General features: G+C 75.3%; 17 protein-coding genes. 13 read left to right on the forward strand and 4 right to left on the reverse strand.

Annotated elements, in window-relative coordinates:
• The first annotated feature begins 6 nt into the window (after positions 1-6).
• From OG774_RS03330 to OG774_RS03340, 3 genes are read left to right on the forward strand one after another with little or no spacing between them, the layout of a single operon-like run.
• Positions 7-657 (forward strand): TetR/AcrR family transcriptional regulator, encoded by a 651-nt coding sequence (locus OG774_RS03330; protein ID WP_328306654.1) that lies wholly within the window; start codon positions 7-9, stop codon positions 655-657.
• Entirely contained in the window at positions 654-2096 is a 1443-nt protein-coding gene (locus tag OG774_RS03335; RefSeq protein WP_328306656.1) for an MFS transporter, read from the forward strand. Before OG774_RS03330 ends, OG774_RS03335 begins: the two co-directional genes overlap by 4 nt.
• Positions 2097-2104: 8 nt before the next feature.
• Positions 2105-3487, forward strand: coding sequence for an NAD-dependent succinate-semialdehyde dehydrogenase (locus OG774_RS03340; protein ID WP_328306658.1), 1383 nt, complete (start codon positions 2105-2107; stop codon positions 3485-3487).
• A 9-nt stretch (positions 3488-3496) separates the two neighbouring features.
• On the opposite strand, the gene OG774_RS03345 is transcribed toward OG774_RS03340, so the two are convergent.
• Positions 3497-4354 carry a PaaX family transcriptional regulator gene (locus OG774_RS03345; protein WP_274198164.1) on the reverse strand — a complete coding sequence of 286 codons (858 nt, stop codon included), beginning with the start codon at positions 4352-4354 and terminating at the stop codon, positions 3497-3499.
• A 48-nt stretch (positions 4355-4402) separates the two neighbouring features.
• Here OG774_RS03345 and OG774_RS03350 point away from each other — a divergent pair, with 48 nt between their 5' ends.
• The 10 genes from OG774_RS03350 to OG774_RS03395 all read left to right on the forward strand — a co-directional run bounded on the left by OG774_RS03350 (position 4403) and on the right by OG774_RS03395 (position 15485).
• A complete protein-coding gene (locus tag OG774_RS03350) occupies positions 4403-5704 on the forward strand; it encodes an adenosylmethionine--8-amino-7-oxononanoate transaminase (protein WP_328306661.1) in 1302 nt (433 codons plus the stop codon).
• A 442-nt stretch (positions 5705-6146) separates the two neighbouring features.
• Positions 6147-8510 carry a bifunctional SulP family inorganic anion transporter/carbonic anhydrase gene (locus OG774_RS03355; protein WP_328306663.1) on the forward strand — a complete coding sequence of 788 codons (2364 nt, stop codon included), beginning with the start codon at positions 6147-6149 and terminating at the stop codon, positions 8508-8510.
• A gap of 76 nt (positions 8511-8586) precedes the next feature.
• Complete coding sequence (locus tag OG774_RS03360) at positions 8587-9747, forward strand: 8-amino-7-oxononanoate synthase (protein ID WP_442873935.1); 1161 nt, start codon at positions 8587-8589, stop codon at positions 9745-9747.
• Between the two features lie 109 nt (positions 9748-9856).
• A complete protein-coding gene (locus OG774_RS03365; RefSeq protein WP_328306665.1) occupies positions 9857-10738 on the forward strand; it encodes an STAS domain-containing protein in 882 nt (293 codons plus the stop codon).
• Positions 10735-11607: a hypothetical protein gene (locus tag OG774_RS03370; RefSeq protein ID WP_328306667.1), complete on the forward strand. Its 873-nt coding sequence runs from the start codon at positions 10735-10737 to the stop codon at positions 11605-11607. The genes OG774_RS03365 and OG774_RS03370 overlap by 4 nt, the downstream gene beginning before the upstream one ends.
• A gap of 38 nt (positions 11608-11645) precedes the next feature.
• A complete protein-coding gene (bioD, locus tag OG774_RS03375) occupies positions 11646-12341 on the forward strand; it encodes a dethiobiotin synthase (protein WP_328306669.1) in 696 nt (231 codons plus the stop codon).
• A gap of 196 nt (positions 12342-12537) precedes the next feature.
• Positions 12538-13524, forward strand: a complete 987-nt coding sequence (gene bioB / locus OG774_RS03380; protein WP_274198196.1) for a biotin synthase BioB — start codon at positions 12538-12540, stop codon at positions 13522-13524.
• A complete protein-coding gene (gene bsaP, locus OG774_RS03385; protein WP_328306671.1) occupies positions 13521-13754 on the forward strand; it encodes a biotin synthase auxiliary protein BsaP in 234 nt (77 codons plus the stop codon). Before bioB ends, bsaP begins: the two co-directional genes overlap by 4 nt.
• Positions 13755-13795: 41 nt before the next feature.
• Positions 13796-14395, forward strand: a complete 600-nt coding sequence (locus OG774_RS03390; protein ID WP_328306673.1) for a DUF2567 domain-containing protein — start codon at positions 13796-13798, stop codon at positions 14393-14395.
• Positions 14396-14414: 19 nt separating this feature from the next.
• Positions 14415-15485 (forward strand): M20/M25/M40 family metallo-hydrolase, encoded by a 1071-nt coding sequence (locus OG774_RS03395; protein ID WP_328306675.1) that lies wholly within the window; start codon positions 14415-14417, stop codon positions 15483-15485.
• Positions 15486-15499: 14 nt separating this feature from the next.
• On the opposite strand, the gene OG774_RS03400 is transcribed toward OG774_RS03395, so the two are convergent.
• The 3 genes from OG774_RS03400 to OG774_RS03410 are packed head-to-tail and all read right to left on the reverse strand — an operon-like array spanning position 15500 to position 17421.
• Entirely contained in the window at positions 15500-15964 is a 465-nt protein-coding gene (locus OG774_RS03400) for a DUF3237 domain-containing protein (protein WP_328306678.1), read from the reverse strand.
• A gap of 13 nt (positions 15965-15977) precedes the next feature.
• On the reverse strand, positions 15978-16679 hold the full coding sequence (locus tag OG774_RS03405) for an LON peptidase substrate-binding domain-containing protein (protein ID WP_328306680.1): 702 nt from the start codon (positions 16677-16679) through the stop codon (positions 15978-15980).
• 43 nt (positions 16680-16722) lie between these two features.
• Complete coding sequence (locus OG774_RS03410) at positions 16723-17421, reverse strand: NUDIX hydrolase (RefSeq protein ID WP_442873936.1); 699 nt, start codon at positions 17419-17421, stop codon at positions 16723-16725.
• Positions 17422-17428: the final 7 nt, after the last annotated feature.

Here is a 17428-nt window from a genome sequence, read left to right on the forward strand (position 1 = left end):
GCGGCCGTGGCACGGACGCCCGCACCCGGCACCCGGGAGCGCATCCTCACCACCGCGTCGCGGCTGTTCTACGAGCACGGCGTCCGGGCCGTCGGGATGAACCAGATCATCACCGAGGCCGGCACCGGCAAGAACCTGCTCTACTCGCACTTCCCGACGAAGTCCGACCTCGTCGCCGCGTACCTCCGGCGTGCGCAGGAGTTCCGGGTCGCCGGCGCTCGCCGGGCCCGGGAGTCCGCGGACGGCGACGCGCGGTCGCAGCTGATCGCGACCGTCGCCGAGGTCGCCACCCTGGTGCAGCACCCCCGCTTCCGCGGGTGCGCGTTCCGCAACTACCTGGCCGAGTTCCCGAACGAGACGGGCACCGCCGAGACGGGCACCGCCGAGACCGGCACGACCGACACCGGCGACGACGCCCCACCCACGCCGGCCGCTGTCGCCCGCGACTTCCTCGCCGCCACGCGCGAGGACCTCGCCGCGCAGGTCGCGGCCCTCGACGTCGCCGACCCCGAGCGCCTCACCGAGGAGCTGTGGCTGATCGTCGACGGCCTGTTCCTGCAGGCCGCCTACCGCCGGCGCCTGGACGGGCGGGTCGGGGCGGACGCCGCCGTCGACCTCGCCGGACGCCTCGTCGACGCCGCGATCGGGGACCGATGACCACGTCCCCGCGCACCGTCCTGCTCATCACCTCGGCCGCGGCGTTCCTCTCGAGCCTCGACCTGTTCATCGTCAACATCGCCTTCCCCGACATCCGGGCGGACTTCCCGGGCAGCGACCTCGGCGACATCTCGTGGGTCCTCAACGGCTACACGGTGGTGTTCGCGGCCTTCCTCGCCCTCGCCGGGCGCCTGGCCGACCGCGTCGGGCACCGCCGGGTCTTCCTCGTCGGGCTCGCGGTGTTCACGGCCGCCTCGATCGCCTGCGCCGTCGCCCCGTCGGTCGGACTGCTCGTCGCCGCGCGGGCGGTGCAGGCCCTCGGCGCCGCGCTCGTCACGCCGACGTCGCTGTCCCTGCTGCTCGCGGCCTACCCCGCCGAGCGCCGCGGGTACGCGGTCGGGGCGTGGGCCTCGATCGGCGCGGTCGCGGCCGCGCTCGGCCCCCCGCTCGGCGGCCTGCTCGTCGAGGCGTCCTGGCACTGGGTCTTCCTCGTCAACGTGCCGGTCGGGCTGGTGGCCCTGGTGTGGGGGTTCCGGGTGCTGCCGGACAACGTCGTCGAGGGCGCCGGGCGGCCCGACGTCCTCGGCGCGGTCGGGCTCGTCGTCGGCGTGGGCGCGCTGGCCTACGCGTTGGTCCGCGCGCCCGACCTCGGTTGGGCGTCGGTGCCCGTGATCGTGGGGCTGGCGGTGGCCGTGGTCGGGCTCGCCGGGGTGGTCGCGCGGTCGCGTCGCCACCCGGTCCCGGCGATCGACCTCACCGTCGTCCGCACCCCGGTGGTGGGGCTCGCCGCCCTCACGATGGTCGCGTTCACCACCGGCTTCGCCGGCATGCTCGTCGTCAACGTCCTCTACCTGACCGGCACGTGGGGCTGGTCGGCGGCGGTCGCCGGGCTCGCGCTCGCGGTGGGCCCGGCGGTGGTCGTCGGGGTCGCGCGCCTCTCGGGCCGGCTGACCGCGCGGTTCGGCATCGGCCCCGTCGCCGCCGTCGGCGGGCTGTTCTTCGCCGCGGGGCCGGCGTGGTGGGCCCTGCACCTCGGCGTCGAGCCCGCTTACGCCCTGTCCAAGTACTTGGCAGGGATGCTGCCCGGCCAGATCGCCACCGGGATCGGGGTGGGGCTCATGCTGCCGACGCTGTCGTCGGTGGTCGGGTCGGCGCTGCCCGCGCACCGCTGGGGCAGCGGCTCGTCGCTCATCAACACCGCCCGCCAGGTCGGCTCGGTGCTCGGGGTGGCGCTGCTGGTGTCGGTGATCGGCACCCACACCACCGGGCGTCCCGAGGAGCTCGGGCTGGTGCGCGACGGCTGGGTGCTCCTCACGGCGGCCGGGGTGGTCGCCGCGGTCCTCGCGCTGGCCCTGGCCCGGGCGGAGCGCCGGCCGGCGGCCGCGGAAGTCGTTGAGGTCCGGACCGTCGGGGATTGCCCGGCGGGGCGAGCGGGGTAATCGAGGTCATGGCCATCGCAACGACGAACCCCGCCACCGGGGAGACCGTCAAGGAGTTCGACGCCCTCACGTCCGAGCAGCTGGAGGAGAAGCTCCAGCGCGCGTGGGACGCGTTCCAGAGTTATCGGGACACCACGTTCGAGCAGCGCGCCGGGTGGCTGCACGCCGCCGCCGACATCTTCGACGCGGAGAACGAGCGCCTGGCCGAGCTCGCCACCCTCGAGATGGGCAAGACCTTCGCCGCGGCCAAGGCCGAGGTCACGAAGTGCGCCCTGGGCTGTCGCTGGTACGCCGACCACGCCGCCGAGGACCTCGCCGACGTCGAGTGGCCGAAGCCGGCCAACGCGTCGGAGAACGCGCGGATCTTCACGCGCTACCAGCCGCTCGGGCCGGTCCTGGCGATCATGCCGTGGAACTTCCCGTACTGGCAGGTGCTGCGCTTCGCGGCCCCGGCGCTCATGGCGGGCAACGTCGGCCTGCTCAAGCACGCGTCGAACGTCCCCCAGGTGGCCATGGCCATCGAGGACGTCCTCACCCGCGCGGGCTTCCCGGAGGGCGCGTTCCAGACGCTGCTCGTGGGCTCCTCGGTGATCGAGGGGATCATCGACGACGACCGCGTGCGCGCCGTGACGCTGACCGGCAGCGAACCCGCGGGCCGCGAGGTCGGCGCCCGCGCCGGGCAGAACGTGAAGACCAGCGTGCTGGAGCTCGGCGGCAGCGACCCGTTCATCGTCATGCCGTCGGTGGAGGACCTCGACGCCGTCGTCACGTCCGCCGTGAGCAGCCGCATGCTCAACAACGGCCAGTCCTGCATCAACGCCAAGCGGTTCATCGTCCACGAGCAGATCGCCGACGAGTTCACGCAGAAGCTCGTGGAGAAGATGGAGTCGCTGACGATCGGCGACCCGATGGAGGAGAACACCGACCTCGGGCCGATGTCGCAGGGCAACGGCGTCACCGACCTCGACGAGCAGGTGCAGGACTCGATCAAGGCAGGCGCGCGGCTGCTGACCGGCGGCGAGCGCCTCGACCGCCCGGGCAACTGGTACCCGCCGACGGTCCTCGCCGACATCCCGAAGGACGCCCGCGCCTACCGCGAGGAGCTGTTCGGGCCGGTCGCGCTCGTCTTCCGTGCCCAGGACGCCGACGACGCGATCCGGATCGCCAACGACTCCGACTTCGGGCTGGGCGGCAGCGCCTGGACCACGGACGAGGCCGAGAAGGAGCGCTTCGCCAACGAGGTCGAGTCGGGGATGGTGTACATCAACAAGGTCACCGAGTCGACGCCCGAGGTGCCGTTCGGCGGCGCGAAGAACTCCGGCTACGGCCGCGAGCTCGCGAGCTTCGGGCCCCAGTCGTTCGTGAACGCGAAGACGATCTGGATCCAGTAGCGGAGGGCACTACAGGCCGAGGGCCCCGGCTGCGCGCATCGCGCCCGGGGCCCATTCGGCGTGCCGGCCGTGGAACACCTCGGCCGCGCGGTGGCCCACCCAGGCGTCGGGCAGGAGATCGTCCGGGAGCCCCGGGTCGAGGAACGGGAACCGGCGCCAGGCGTCGACGAGGCGCACCTGCGCGGCGAGGCTCTCGGCGTCGGTGGCGGGGGAGAGGTCGGCGAAGCGGGCGACGAAGTCGTCGTAGCGGGCCGCGAGGTCGCCCAGGTCCCAGGCGCGCGTCGCGAGCTCGGTGGAGGACAGCCCGCCCTCGTACTCTCCGGTGATCACGTGGGCGTCGGCCGGGTCGATCTCGGCGAGGACCTCGCGGACCTCGGCGAGCCGCCCGGTGTCCGTCGAGACCCACATCCCCGCGGCCGGTGAGCCCAGCCCGGCCCAGGCCAGGCGCGTGCGCAGTCGGTGGCGGCGGGCGCGCTGCTGCTCGGGGACGCTGGCGACGACCACCAGCCAGCGCCCGTCCCACGCCGGGCGGGCCCGTCCGTGCGCGTAGATGCGGGCCGCGCCCTCGGTGAGCAGCCCGTGGCCCCAGGGGGAGAGGTCCCACCGGACCCGGCGCCCGACCCTCTCCGAGGTGAGCATCCCGTCCGCCGCCGTGCGGGCGAGCGCCTGACGGGCGGACTTCTCCTCCACCCCGACGAGGCCGAGGACGTCGACGACGGTCTGGGTCCACACGGGCCGCCCGGCGGGCAGCACGACCTCGCCGAGCACCGTCATCAGCAGGGAGCGCGCGCTGGTGGCCGCGACCTCGCGACGCCGCGAGAACGGGTCGGGCCGCTCCTCGGGCTCGCTCTGATCGGCGGTGGACATCCCCGTGATCCTAGGGCTCGCGTCCCGACTCGCCGTTACGGTGCGCGGATGACGTCGCCGGTCACCTCTGGCCCAGTCCCCGCCGCCTCCCTGCGGGAGCTCGACCGGGCCCACGTCTGGCACCCCTACGGCCCGATGCCCGGGCGAAGCGATCCGCTGGTCGTCCGGTCGGCGCAGGGCGTGCGGCTCACCCTCGACGACGGTCGCGAGCTGGTGGACGGCATGTCGTCGTGGTGGGCCTCGGTGCACGGGTACCGGCACCCCGCGCTCGACGACGCCGTGGTCCGCGCGACGGGATCGATGAGCCACGTGATGTTCGGCGGGCTCACGCACGACCCCGGCGTCGCGATCGCCGAGCGGCTCGTCGCGATCACCCCCGAGCCGCTGCAGCACGTGTTCCTCGCCGACTCGGGCTCGGTGTCGATCGAGGTCGCGATCAAGATGTGCCTGCAGTACCAGCGGGCCCGCGGGCGCACCGACCGGACGCGGATGATGACCTGGCGCGGCGGCTACCACGGCGACACGTTCGCCGCGATGAGCGTGTGCGACCCCGAGGGCGGGATGCACGCCGCCTGGAGCGGGTTCCTGCCGCGGCAGGTGTTCGCCGACCGCCCCCCTTCAGCCTTTGACCCCGCCTACGACGAGCACCTCCGCGCCGTCGCCGAGGCCCACGCGGGCGAGCTGGCGGGCATCGTCGTCGAGCCCGTCGTGCAGGGCGCGGGCGGCATGCGCTTCCACGACCCGCGGCACCTGCGCACGCTGCGGGAGATCGCCGACGCCCACGACCTGGTGCTGGTGTTCGACGAGATCGCCACCGGCTTCGGGCGCACCGGCACGCTGTTCGCCGCCGAGCAGGCCGGGGTCGCGCCGGACGTGATGTGCGTGGGCAAGGCCCTCACCGGCGGCTACCTGACGATGGCCGCCGCGCTCTGCACCTCTGCCGTCGCCACGGCCGTCAGCGAGGGGGAGGCCGGGGGTCTCATGCACGGCCCGACCTTCATGGCCAACCCGCTGGCCGCCACCGTAGCCGCCGCGAGCGTCGACGAGCTGCTGCGACGGGACTGGGCGGGCGAGGTCGCGGGCCTCGGGGCCGGCCTGCGGGAGGCGCTCGCGCCCGCCCGCGAGCTGCCGGGGGTGCGCGACGTGCGGGTGCTCGGCGGGATCGGCGTCGTGCAGCTCGACCACCCCGTCGACGTGCCCGCCGCCCAGGCCGCGGCCGAGGGCGTCGGGGTGTGGCTGCGGCCCTTCCGTGACCTCGTCTACGCCATGCCGCCCTACGTCACGCCGGCCGACGACGTCCTGCGCATCGGGGAGGCGATGGTCGCCGCCGCCGCCGCCGGCGCCGGGTGAGCGGTGATGTGAACGCAACGTGACGTCGGCGTGAGACCGCGATGAGATGCGGATGAGGCGCTACGGCACGATCGTCCTCCTCGTCCGATTCGTCCAACTTCACCCGCCCGGCGTAGCGAACCGCTCGGGCCGGGACGGACCGACCGTGCATGATCAGCACGAGATGCCCTTCTCGGCGCCGGATCACACCCGGACGAGGGACTCGCGGTACCGCCTCGACGGTCCTGATCGGAACGCAACGTAACGATCAACTTCGCGGGCGGACCGGGTACGGCGGTCGGTAGGGCACAGTGAGCGCAGCGCCTCCGGCCCGCGGCGACGACGCCCGGCCGGTCACTCCGGGTGAACACCGTTCCCCGGACCCGCGAGCGCTCCCGAGCCTCCGGTGATCGACACAGATCACCCCCGCCGGGCCGGTCCACGGCCCCCCGACGGAGGACCCATGACCACCGGAGCGACCACCGTCCCCGAGCGGGACACCCCCACGTGGCGCGAGAAGCTGCGCGCCGACCTCCCCGCCTCCCTCGTCGTCTTCCTCGTCGCCGTGCCGCTCTCGCTGGGCATCGCGGTGGCCTCCGACGCCCCGCTGACCGCGGGGCTGATCGCCGCCGCCGTCGGCGGTCTCGTCGCCGGCGCCCTCGGTGGCTCCCCACTGCAGGTCAGCGGACCCGCGGCGGGCCTCACCGTCGTCGTCGCCGACCTCGTCGGCCGCTTCGGCTGGGGCGTGACGTGCGCGATCACCGTGGCCGCGGGGCTGCTGCAGGTGCTGTTCGGCCTCACGCGGACCGGCCGCGCGGCGCTCGCGATCTCCCCGGCCGTCGTGCACGGGATGCTCGCGGGCATCGGCGTGACGATCGTGCTCGGTCAGCTGCACGTCGTCCTCGGCGGCGAGCAGCAGGACGACGCGATCGCGAACGTCCTCGAGCTGCCCGGGCAGCTGATCTCCCTGCACGGTCCCGCGACCGCGCTCGGCCTCGCCGTCATCGCGATCCTGCTGATCTGGCCGCGGCTGCCGAGGAGCCTGCCCGGCTGGGTGCGCGGCATCCCCGCGCCGCTGCTCGCCGTCGTCCTCGTCACCGCCGTGGCCGGGCTGTTCGCGATGCCCGTCGAGCGCGTCGAGATCGGCGGCTCGCTGCTCGAGGCGATCACCCCGCCGGTGCTGCCCGAGGGGCAGTGGGGCGCGTTCGCGGTCGGCGTCCTGACCATCGCGATCATCGCCAGCGTCGAGAGCCTGCTCTCGGCCGTCGCCGTCGACCGGATGCATGCCGGCGCGAAATCCGACCTCGACCGCGAGCTCATCGGTCAGGGCGCCGGCAACACGCTCTCCGGGCTGCTCGGCGGCCTGCCGATCACCGGCGTCATCGTGCGCAGCTCGACGAACGTCGCGGCGGGCGCGAAGAGCCGCGCGTCGGCGATCCTGCACGGTGTCTGGATCGTCGTGTTCTCGGTGGCGCTGCTCGGGCTCGTCCAGCAGATCCCGATGGCCGTGCTCGCCGGGCTGCTCGTGGTGATCGGCGCGCGGCTGGTGAAGCTCGCGCACATGCGCGAGCTGCACCGCCACGGCGAGCTGCCGGTGTACGTCGTGACGGTCCTCGGGGTCGTGGTCACCGACCTGCTCACCGGCGTCATCGCCGGGCTGGCGCTCGCACTGCTGCTGGTGCTGCGCCGCGTCGTGTGGGCGTCGATCGAGGTCCAGGAGCCGGCGGCGGACGACCGTGTCGACGGGGAACGTCCCTGGCACGTCGTCGTCGAGGGTGCGCTGTGCTTCCCGTCGATCCCGCGCCTGGCCCGCCGGCTGGGCCAGGTGCCCGCCGGGGCGCCCGTCGTCGTCGACCTCGTCACCGATTACCTCGACCACGCCGCCTACGACCACCTCTCGGAGTGGATCGAGCGCCACGAGCGGGGCGGCGGGCACGTCCGCGTCGACGAGGTCGGGTCGATGGGCCTGCTCGACCGGCGCGCGGCGTCGTCCGGCGGGCCGGGCGCCCGGCGTCCCGGGCCGGTGCCGCGGTTCCTGAGCCCGTGGGCGGTGTGGCAGGCGGGGCACGAGGCGACGGGCGGCGGCCACGGCCACGCCCTCGACGCCGGCGAGGATGCTCGGGATGGGACAGGCGACCCGATCCTCACCGGCCTGCGGGAGTACCACCGGCGCGCCGCCGGCCTCGTCGCGCCGTACCTGTCGGACCTCGCCGACGGCCAGTCCCCGTACGCGTTGTTCCTGACCTGTTCGGACTCGCGGGTCGTGCCCAACGTGCTGACCTCGAGCGGGCCCGGCGACCTGTTCACCGTCCGCAACGTCGGCAACCTCGCGCCGGTCGGCACCGGCGCCGACGCCTCGGTGGGGGCGTCGGTGGAGTACGCCCTCGACGCGCTCGAGGTGCCGACCCTCGTGGTGTGCGGGCACTCCGGCTGCGGCGCGATGACCGCGGCCCTGCACGGCACCGGCGGCGACGGCGTGCTCGGCCGGTGGCTCGACGGTGCCGACGAGAGCATCGACCGGTGGCGCGCCGGCCACCCGGTGGCGGCGCCGGCCGCGGCCCGCGGGGCCTGCGACGTCGACCAGCTGGCGATGGTCAACGTCGCGGTCCAGCTCGACCGCCTCGCGCGGCACCCGGCCGTCGCCCGTGCCCTCGCGGAGGGGCGGGTGCGGCTGGTCGGGCTGTACTTCGACATCGCCTCGGCGCGCATGTCGGTGCTCGACGGCGACCGCTTCGTCCCCGCGTCGCGGGACCGTCTCGGCGCCGGCGCCGCGGGCACCCCGGGCGATCCCGTCACCGCGGCCTTCCCCGCCCCCGACCCGGTCTGACCCACCGCCACCCGTGAGCGATGTTCCCGGCTACAGCCGGGAACATCGCTCACGTAGGGCGCCTAGGGTGGCAGCCGTGAGCTGGCTGGGCGCGTGGCTGGAGGAGACGGCGGCGGCGCGCGCGGAGGCCGGGCTGCGGCGCACCCTGCGTCCACGCGAGGCGGTCGACCCCGTGGTCGACCTCGCCTCGAACGACTACCTCGGTCTCGCCCGCGACCGCCGCGTCGTCGAGGCCGCCGCGGCGGCGCTGCGGACGTGGGGGGCCGGGTCGACCGGATCGCGCCTCGTCACCGGCACCACGCGGCTGCACACCGACCTCGAGGACGCCCTCGCCGCGTTCACCGGCAGCGAGGCCGCGCTGGTGTTCTCCTCGGGCTACACCGCCAACCTCGGCGCGGTCACCGCGCTGAGCGGCCGCGGCGCGCTCGTCGTCTCCGACGTCGCCGCCCACGCCTCGCTCGTGGACGCTGCGCGGCTCTCCCGCGCGCGGGTCGAGGTCGCCCGGTGCGCCGACCCCGCGGCCGTCGACGCCGTGCTCGCGGCGCGCCACGAGGCCCGCGCGCTGGTGGTCGTCGACGGCGTCGACAGCGTCGACGGAGCCATCGCGCCGCTCGCCGAGCTCTACGCCGTCTGCCGGGAACGCGACGCCGTGCTGGTCGTCGACGACGCGCACGGGCTGGGCGTCCGCGGGCCGGGCGGGCGCGGCACGCTCGCCGAGGCCGGCCTCGCCGGCGCCCCCGATGTCGTGCTGACCGCCACGCTGTCCAAGTCGCTGGGCAGCCAGGGCGGGGTGGTGCTGGGCGCCCGCGCCGTCACCGAGCACCTCGTGGACGCCGCCCGCCCGTTCATCTTCGACACGGGCCTCGCCCCGGCCGCCGCGGGCGCGGCGCTCGCGGCCCTCGAGATCGTGCGCGCCGAGCCCGAGCGGGTCGCGGCGCTGCACGCGGCGGCGGCCTCGGTGGCGGCGTCCGCCCGGGCGGCGGCGCCCGGCGTCGACGTCCCGGCGCCCACCGCGGCGATGGTGCCCGTCGTCCTCGGCGACCCGGTCGTGGCCCTCTCCGCCGCCGCGGCCTGCGCCGAGCACGGCCTGCGCGCCGGCTGCTTCCGTCCGCCGTCGGTGCCCCCGGGCACCTCGCGGCTGCGGCTCACGGCCCGGGCCGACCTGACCGCCGACGATCTCGCGCTCGTCGACCAGGTGCTCCACAAGGTCCTGGGGCCGGTGGCGTCCGGCCGCTGACGACGCCCCGACCGGCCGCACCGGGCACCACCGAGCGTCGATCGACTCGTCACGCACCGTGGTGGCGGGATACCCTCTCGGGCGAGCACCGGCAGCAGAGGGGGGACGCGTGACCGCACCGCTGCGCGCGCGCCCCGACCTGGACGTCCCGGCCTCGCGCCACACGCTCAACGTCGCCGACGCCGTCGACCAGGGACGGCGCGGCACCGCGTCCTGGGTCGAGCGGGAGCTCGCGCACGGCTCCAAGGTCTTCTACAAGGGCTGGCTGCCCGACGGCCGCCGGCCCGACCAGCACTGGCTCACCGGACCGGCGGGCCCGCGCGGTGCCCGGGACGCGCTCGACTCCGGACAGATGGAGTTCCTCGACATCCCGACCGCGATCGAGCGCTCCGGCGGCACCGCGGACGGCGTGATCGGCCTCTATCGCGGCGAGGTCGAGCGGGCCCTCGACGACCAGTGGCCCACGATCGCCATGACCCAGGAGAGCCCCGAGCTCCCCATGGCCGACAACCCGGCGCTCGTCTCGGAGTACGTCACCTGGGAGGGCGGGTTCGACGTCCTCGCCCAGCAGTGGCCGGTGCGGCTGCTCTGCCAGCTCAGCGTCCCCCTCGAGAGCGAGACCTCGGTCTGGGAGACCGTCGCCGTCCACCACCGCGACGTCGTCGACGGGTTCTGGTCGGCCACCGCGGACGACGCCGGGGTCTGGAGCCCGCGCGGTGACCTCGATGCCCACGTCGCCCGCCGCTTCGGCGCCGCGGTGCACGGGGCGCTGCGCGCCGCCCGCCGGCGCGACGAGTGCACCGACCTCCACATCGACCTCTCCGCGATCGACTTCATGGACGTCGCCTGCGCGCAGATCCTGATGCTCGCGGCCCGCTCGGCCCCGGACGGCCAGCAGATGGTGCTGCACGGCGGCCCGCGGTTCCTGCGCCGGCTCTTCGACGCGGTCGGTCGACCGGTGTCCGTGCGCGAGAGCGAGGACGCGCGGTGACGGGCTCCGGGCTCGTCCACCTCGGGCTGCTCCACGACGGCCCCGAGGACCTCGTCGACAGCGCCGTCGGCGAGGTGCGGCGGGCCCTGGAGGCCGGCGACGACGTCCGCCTCGTCGTCGACCGCCGCACCGTGCGCGCCTTCCGCGAGGCACTGGGCGACGACGTCGAGGGCGTCACCTTCCCGTCACCGTCGTCGCTGCTCCCGCCGTCGGCGCCGGGGTTCCTCGCCACCGTGCGGGGCTGGGCCCGCCCGGACCGGCGCACGACGGTGCTGGGCCAGTACCCGGCGACGATGTCGGCGCCGGACTGCGGGTTCGGCGAGGACGCGGTGAACCTCGTCCTCGGCGACCTGCCCCTGACGCTGATCTGCTGCTGCCGCCGCGACCTCGACCCCGACCTGCTCGCCGTCGCCCGGCGCACCCACCCGCTGCTGGCGACGACGGCCGGCTCCGCCGACAACGCCGACTACCGCACGCCCGCCCCGGCCAGCCCGACGCCGGCCGCGCTCTGGGGGACGGTGGCGGCGCGGCTCGAGGTCGACGGGACCGGGGATCTGGCCGAGGTGCGCCGCCGGGTCGCCGACGTCGCCGGCCGGGCCGGCCTGGAGGGCGACGCCGTCCGCGCCGCGGTGCTCGCCGTGCACGAGGCGGCCGTGCTGGCCTGCCGCGGCAGCGACCCCGAGCCGGCCGGACTGACCCTGGAGATCCGCGCCCGTCCGGGCAGCACCCTGTTCTCCGAGGTCGTCGGCCCGCGCCGGGCACCGGTGCCCGACGGCGACCCGCTCTCCCACGTGCGGCCGTTCTGCTCGTGCGCCGCCCTGCACGACGACGCCGGCCGTCGCGCGGTCCGGGTGCTGACCACCGTCTGACCCCTGCACCGCTGGGCCTGCACCTAGGCTCTCGCGGCGTGCGAACCCTGATCGTCACCGGCACGGGCACCGACGTCGGCAAGACCGTGGTCGTCGCCGCGATCGCCGCCCTGGCCCGCGCGGCGGGGGAGCGGGTCACGGTGGTGAAGCCGGCGCAGACCGGGGTCGCGCCCGCCGACGACGGCGACCTCGCCGAGGTCGTGCGCCTCGCCGGGCCCGTCGACACCCTCGAGCTCGCCCGCTTCCCCGAGCCGCTCGCCCCGGCGACCGCCGCGCGACGGGCCGGTGCGACGCCGGTGATGGCGGCGCAGGTGGTGGACGCGGTGCGGGGGCTGGACACCGACCTCGTGATCGTCGAGGGCGCCGGCGGCCTCCTCGTGCGGTTCAACGACCTGAACGAGACCCTCGCCGACGTCGCCGCCGGCCTCGACGCCCCCGTCCTGCTCGTCGCGAGCGCCGGGCTCGGGGTGCTCAACACCGCGGCCCTGACGGCCGAGGCCCTCGCCCGCCGCGGAATCCCGTTGGCGGGCGTCGTCGTCGGCGCCTATCCGGCCGAGCCCGATCTCGCCGAGCGGACCAACCTCGAGGACCTGCCGCGCGTCACGGACGCACCGCTGCTCGGGGTGCTGCCCGCCGGTCTGGGCGGGGCCGACCGGGACGCCCTGCTCGCCGCGGCGCGGTGTGGGATCGGTCCCGTCCTCGGTGGTGGGTGGTCCCCGTCCGGAGCATCGTGAGGCACACTGCGGCGCGGGACGGGCACGGGCGGTGCGGTGCGATCATGGTCATGATCGCGGCCGCGTCGGCACGGACGTCCCGCGACACCGTGTCCGACGAAGGGAGCCCTGCGTGACGGCCGTGGAGACCGGCGGGACCGGTGAGGAGACGGGCGGCGACGGAGCGGAGCAGAGCTCGGCCGTCGGGTCCGGGGACGTGCTCGCCGTCGCCCGCGAGCAGGTGCTCGAGCGGGGGGTGGGCCTCACCGAGGACCAGGTCCTGGCCGTCCTGTCGCTGCCGACCGAGCGGCTCGAGGAGGCGCTCAAGCTCGCCCACGACGTCCGGATGCGCTGGTGCGGGCCGGAGGTCGAGGTCGAGGGCATCGTGTCCCTCAAGACCGGCGGCTGCCCCGAGGACTGCCACTTCTGCTCGCAGTCGGGGCTGTTCGAGTCCCCGGTGCGCGCGGCGTGGCTGGACAAGGACCGGCTGGTCGAGGCGGCCAAGCAGACCGCCAAGACCGGGGCCACCGAGTTCTGCATCGTCGCCGCGGTCCGCGGGCCGGACGCGAAGCTCATGGAGCAGGTGCGCGCGGGCATCGCCGCGATCCGCGCCGAGGTCGACATCAACGTCGCCTGCTCGCTGGGGATGCTCACCCAGGACCAGGTGAACGAGCTCGCCGCCATGGGCGTGCACCGCTACAACCACAACCTCGAGACCGCCCGCTCGCACTTCCCCGAGGTCGTCACCACGCACTCCTGGGAGGAGCGCTGGGAGACCCTGCAGATGGTGCGCGCGGCCGGCATGGAGGTCTGCTGCGGCGGGATCGTCGGCATGGGCGAGACGCTGGCGCAGCGTGCGGAGTTCGCGGTGCAGCTCGCGGCGCTCGAGCCCGACGAGGTGCCGCTGAACTTCCTGATCCCGAACCCGGGGACGCCGTTCGCGCACCTCGAGGTGCCCCAGGGTGCGGACGCGCTGATGACCGTCGCGGCGTTCCGCCTCGCGCTGCCGCGCACGGTGCTGCGCTTCGCCGGCGGCCGGGAGCTCACCCTGGGCGACCTGGGTGCCGAGCAGGGGATGCTCGGCGGGGTCAACGCGATCATCGTCGGCAACTACCTGACCAACCTCGGGCGCCCGGCCGAGCAGGACCTCGACATGCTCGAGACCCTCAAGATGCCGATCAAGGCCCTGAACGACACGTTGTGAGCGCCGTCGTGGAGCCGCCCGCAGCCGGCGCACAGTCCTTCTGTGCCTGGTGCGGGGGCGCCCGCGCGGAGGGCGACCACGCCGGGTGCGAGCGACGCCTCGCCACCGTCGACCCGCCGCGGCACTGCCCGGTGTGCGCACGGCGGATGGTCGTGCAGGTCGACCCCGTCGGCTGGACCGCGCGGTGCAGCCGGCACGGGGAGTCGGCGGGGACGAACGGGTTCGCATGACGGCCGTCGATCCGGGAGACGCAGCGGAGCGGAGCTCGACCATGACCGTGGACGACTTCCTGCCCCTCGAGCCCACGGGCCGGCTCGAGCGGGCCGAGCTGCGCGGGGATCTCCCGGGGGCGCTGCGCTACGCCGCGATCCTCGTCGTGATCGGGCTCCCGCTCGGCGCGCTGTGGGCGCTGCTGGCGCCCGTCGTGCACGTCGTCGCCCTGCCCGGCGCGGGGACGGGCTCGCCGGCGGGGGAGGCCGACCACGCCTTCGACGCCGTGGCGATCCACGTCCTGCTCGTCGCGTCGTTCGGGATCATCGCGGGCGCGGTGGCCTGGCGGCGCCGGCACCGGCGTGGCCCGGTGCTGCTCGTGGCCGCCGCCGGGGGATCACTGGTGGGCGCGGTCCTCGCCGGCCGCGTGGGTGGGCTGCTCGCGTGGGCGGCCTCGCCGGTGCCGGTGCTCGTCGACCCGCGGGCGCTCGGCACGGCCGGCGCTCCCGGGGCGCCCGTGCCCGCCGTCCTGACGAGCCTGCCGCCGTCGCCGGGACCCTGGTGGATCGCGCTGGTCGCGGGCCTCGGGGCGGCGCTGACCTACGTGCTCTCTGCCATCGTCGACGGGCACGAGGACATGGGGCGGGACGACCCGCTCTGACCCCTGCTGGAGGCATCCCATGAGTCCCACGGACGCCGTCGACCGGGCCTGCGAGCTGGTCCGTCTCGACACCCGGGGCGGTGGCGAGAGCGCGGCCGCGGCGCTGCTCGCCGGGCACCTGGAGGACGCCGGGCTGTCCGTCGCCGTCCACGAGACCCGGCCCGGGCGGGCGAACGTCGTCGCCCGCCACGGCGACGAGACGCCGGTGACGCTCACCGGGCACCTCGACACCGTGCCCGCCGACGAGGCGGTGTGGTCGTTCGACCCGCTCGCGGGCGACGTCGTCGACGGGCGGCTGCGCGGGCGGGGGAGCAGCGACATGAAGGCGGGCGTGGCCGCGGCGGTCGTCGCGGTCGCCGAGCACGTGCGCGCGGGCGGCAGCGGCGTGCAGGTCGTGCTGACGTTCGGCGAGGAGACCGGCTGCGAGGGCGCCCGCGAGATCCCGTCCGACGCGCTGACCCCGTCCGGGACGCTCCTCGTCGCCGAGCCCACGTCCAACCGCGTCGTCCTCGGCCACAAGGGCGTGCTGTGGCTCGTGCTGCGGGCCCGCGGCGTCCCGGCGCACGGCTCGCGGCCCGACCTCGGCCACAACGCGCTGGTCGACCTGGCCCGCGCCGCGGTGCGGATCCACGAGCACGACGGGTGGCCGACGAGCCCGACGCACGGCGCGACGACGGCGAACGTCGGGATGATGCGCGCCGGCATCCAGCCGAACGTCGTGCCGGACCGGGCCGCGCTCACCGTCGACCTGCGCCTGGTCCCCGGCGACACGGCCGACGCCGCCGAGGCCACGACCGTCGGGCTGGCGGGCTGCCCCGTCGAGACCGAGCGCCTCGTCGAGCTGCCGCTGATCGACACCGATCCGGCGCGGGTCACGCGCACGGTCGAGCTGCTCGGGGGCGGGACGCCGAGCTACGCCACGTACTTCACCGACGCGAGCGTGCTCGCCTCCGCCCTCGGCGGCGCCGACACGATCGTCTTCGGCCCCGGTGAGCCCGAGCAGGCGCACGTCACCGACGAGACCGCCCCGGCCGGCCTCATCGGTCCCGCCGCCGAGGCCTACCGCGCGGTGCTCGGCGCCCTGACCTGAGCGTGGGCTCCGCCTCAGGTGACCGTGTAGGCGTCGTAGACGACGGTCGAGGCCCGTCGGCGGGCCACGGCGACCGTGAGCACCCGGGTCATCCAGCGGTGCTGCGGCGCCGCGGTCTCGAACGTCGCCGTGACGCGGAAGTAGTACGCCGACGGGTCGACGTCCTCGCCACGGCCCAGGGCGTCGAGCACCGCGCGGGGCCCGGAGCGCACCCCGTTCGTACGGATGTGGACGAGGGCGCCGTCGTCGGCGCGCAGGGTGTAGCGGGTGTCGATGGTGACGGCGCCGTCGTCGTGGACGACCTGCCAGTCGGCGCCGCCGGGTAGGACGACGCCCGTGAAGCGCTCGCCGGTCACGGTGCCCCCGACGATCGGGACGATGCGCCGGTGACCGGCGTCGGTGACGCCGAGGTCGAGCAGCTCGCCGAGCTCGACCTCGACGTGGGCGAGGAACTCGAGGCCCGGGACGGGGAGGGTCACGCGCGCGCCGGCCTCAGTTCGGGCTGTGCTCGACCGCGAACTTGGCGCTCGGCGCCCACACCGCGCGCAGCTCGGCGAGCAGTACCGCCTCGCGGGTCATCGAGCGCCGGATGAGCTGCAGGCGCTGCATCGGGCAGGTCTCCTCGAGCAGCTCCTGGCGATCGGAGAGGGGCAGGAGGCAGTCGCCGGCGAGGATGTGGGCGAGCTCGGGGTCCGCGACGTCGGTCGCCGCCTCGTCGGTGAGGTCGGCGGGCATCTCGCCGTCCCCGCCGCCCTGCTGGCGCCAGGCAGTGGTGCAGTAGCGGCGGTGCGCGGCGCGGGCGGCCATCGCGAACGGCGCGAGGTCGGTGGCGGTGTCGCCCTCGGCGTCGGGGAGCCACTCCACGTTGGCGACGAGGTAGGGCGCCGTGGAGTCGTCGACGTCGACGAGGCGGAAGCGCCGGTCGCCGGTGGTCTGGAGGTCGAAGCGCCCGTCGGGCAGGCGCCGCACCTCGCGCAGCGAGGCCGTGCAGCCGACGTCGTGCAGGCCCTCGCGGCCGTCGTCGGGGCTCCAGCCCTCCCGCACCGCGACCACCCCGAACTGCTTGCCCGGGATCGTCCCGGTCACCAGGTCGATCGTGAGCTGGCGGTAGCGGGGTTCGAAGACGTGCAGTGGCAGCGAGGCGCCGGGAAGCAGCACGGTTCCCAGCGGGAACAGGGGCAGCGTCTCGACCACGTCGACCACGCTACGACCCCGGGGACCTCGCCGCCGGGTGGCGTCACACGGCGTCCCCGGGAGGCCGGAGCGCGGCGAAGGGATCGGTCACGCGCAACTCGTGCTCGGAGAACCGGTACATGGCCGCGGGACGCCCGCCGCTCGGACCCGGCGGCGCCGTCTCGCCGGTGGGCACCAGGACGCCGCGACGGGTCAGCACGCGGTGCAGGTTGGTCGCCGACACCCGGTGCCCGAGGGCCGCGGCGTAGAGGTCGCGCAGCTCGGAGACCGTGAACGCGTCGGGGGCGAGCGCGAAGCCGATGTTCGTGTAGGACAGCTTGGCGCGCAGCCGGTCGACACCGTCGCGGGTGATCGCCCCGTGGTCGAACGCCGTCTCCGGCAGCGCGTCCACCGGGTGCCACGCGGTGTCGTCGGGGACGGCCGGGTCGGCGTCGGAGGGCACGAGGCCGAGGAACGCGGTGGCGACGCGCCGCGGGGGCGGGCCCCGGTGGGGGTCGGAGAACACCCCGAGCTGTTCGACGTGGGCGACCTCGGCGAGGTCGACCTTCTCGGCGAGGTGGCGGCGTACCGAGGCCTCGACGTCCTCGTCGGGCCCCAGCCGTCCCCCGGGCAGCGCCCACCGGCCGGCGTGCGGCTCCCGCGCCCGCTGCCAGAGCAGCACGCTCGGCACCGACCCCGTGATGCGCAGGACGACGGCGAGCACGTCGTGGGCGTAGTTGCCCTGCTCGCCTGCGGTCTCCACGGAGAGT

Source organism: Actinomycetospora sp. NBC_00405 (genome assembly GCF_036044095.1).
Lineage (GTDB): Bacteria > Actinomycetota > Actinomycetes > Mycobacteriales > Pseudonocardiaceae > Actinomycetospora > Actinomycetospora callitridis.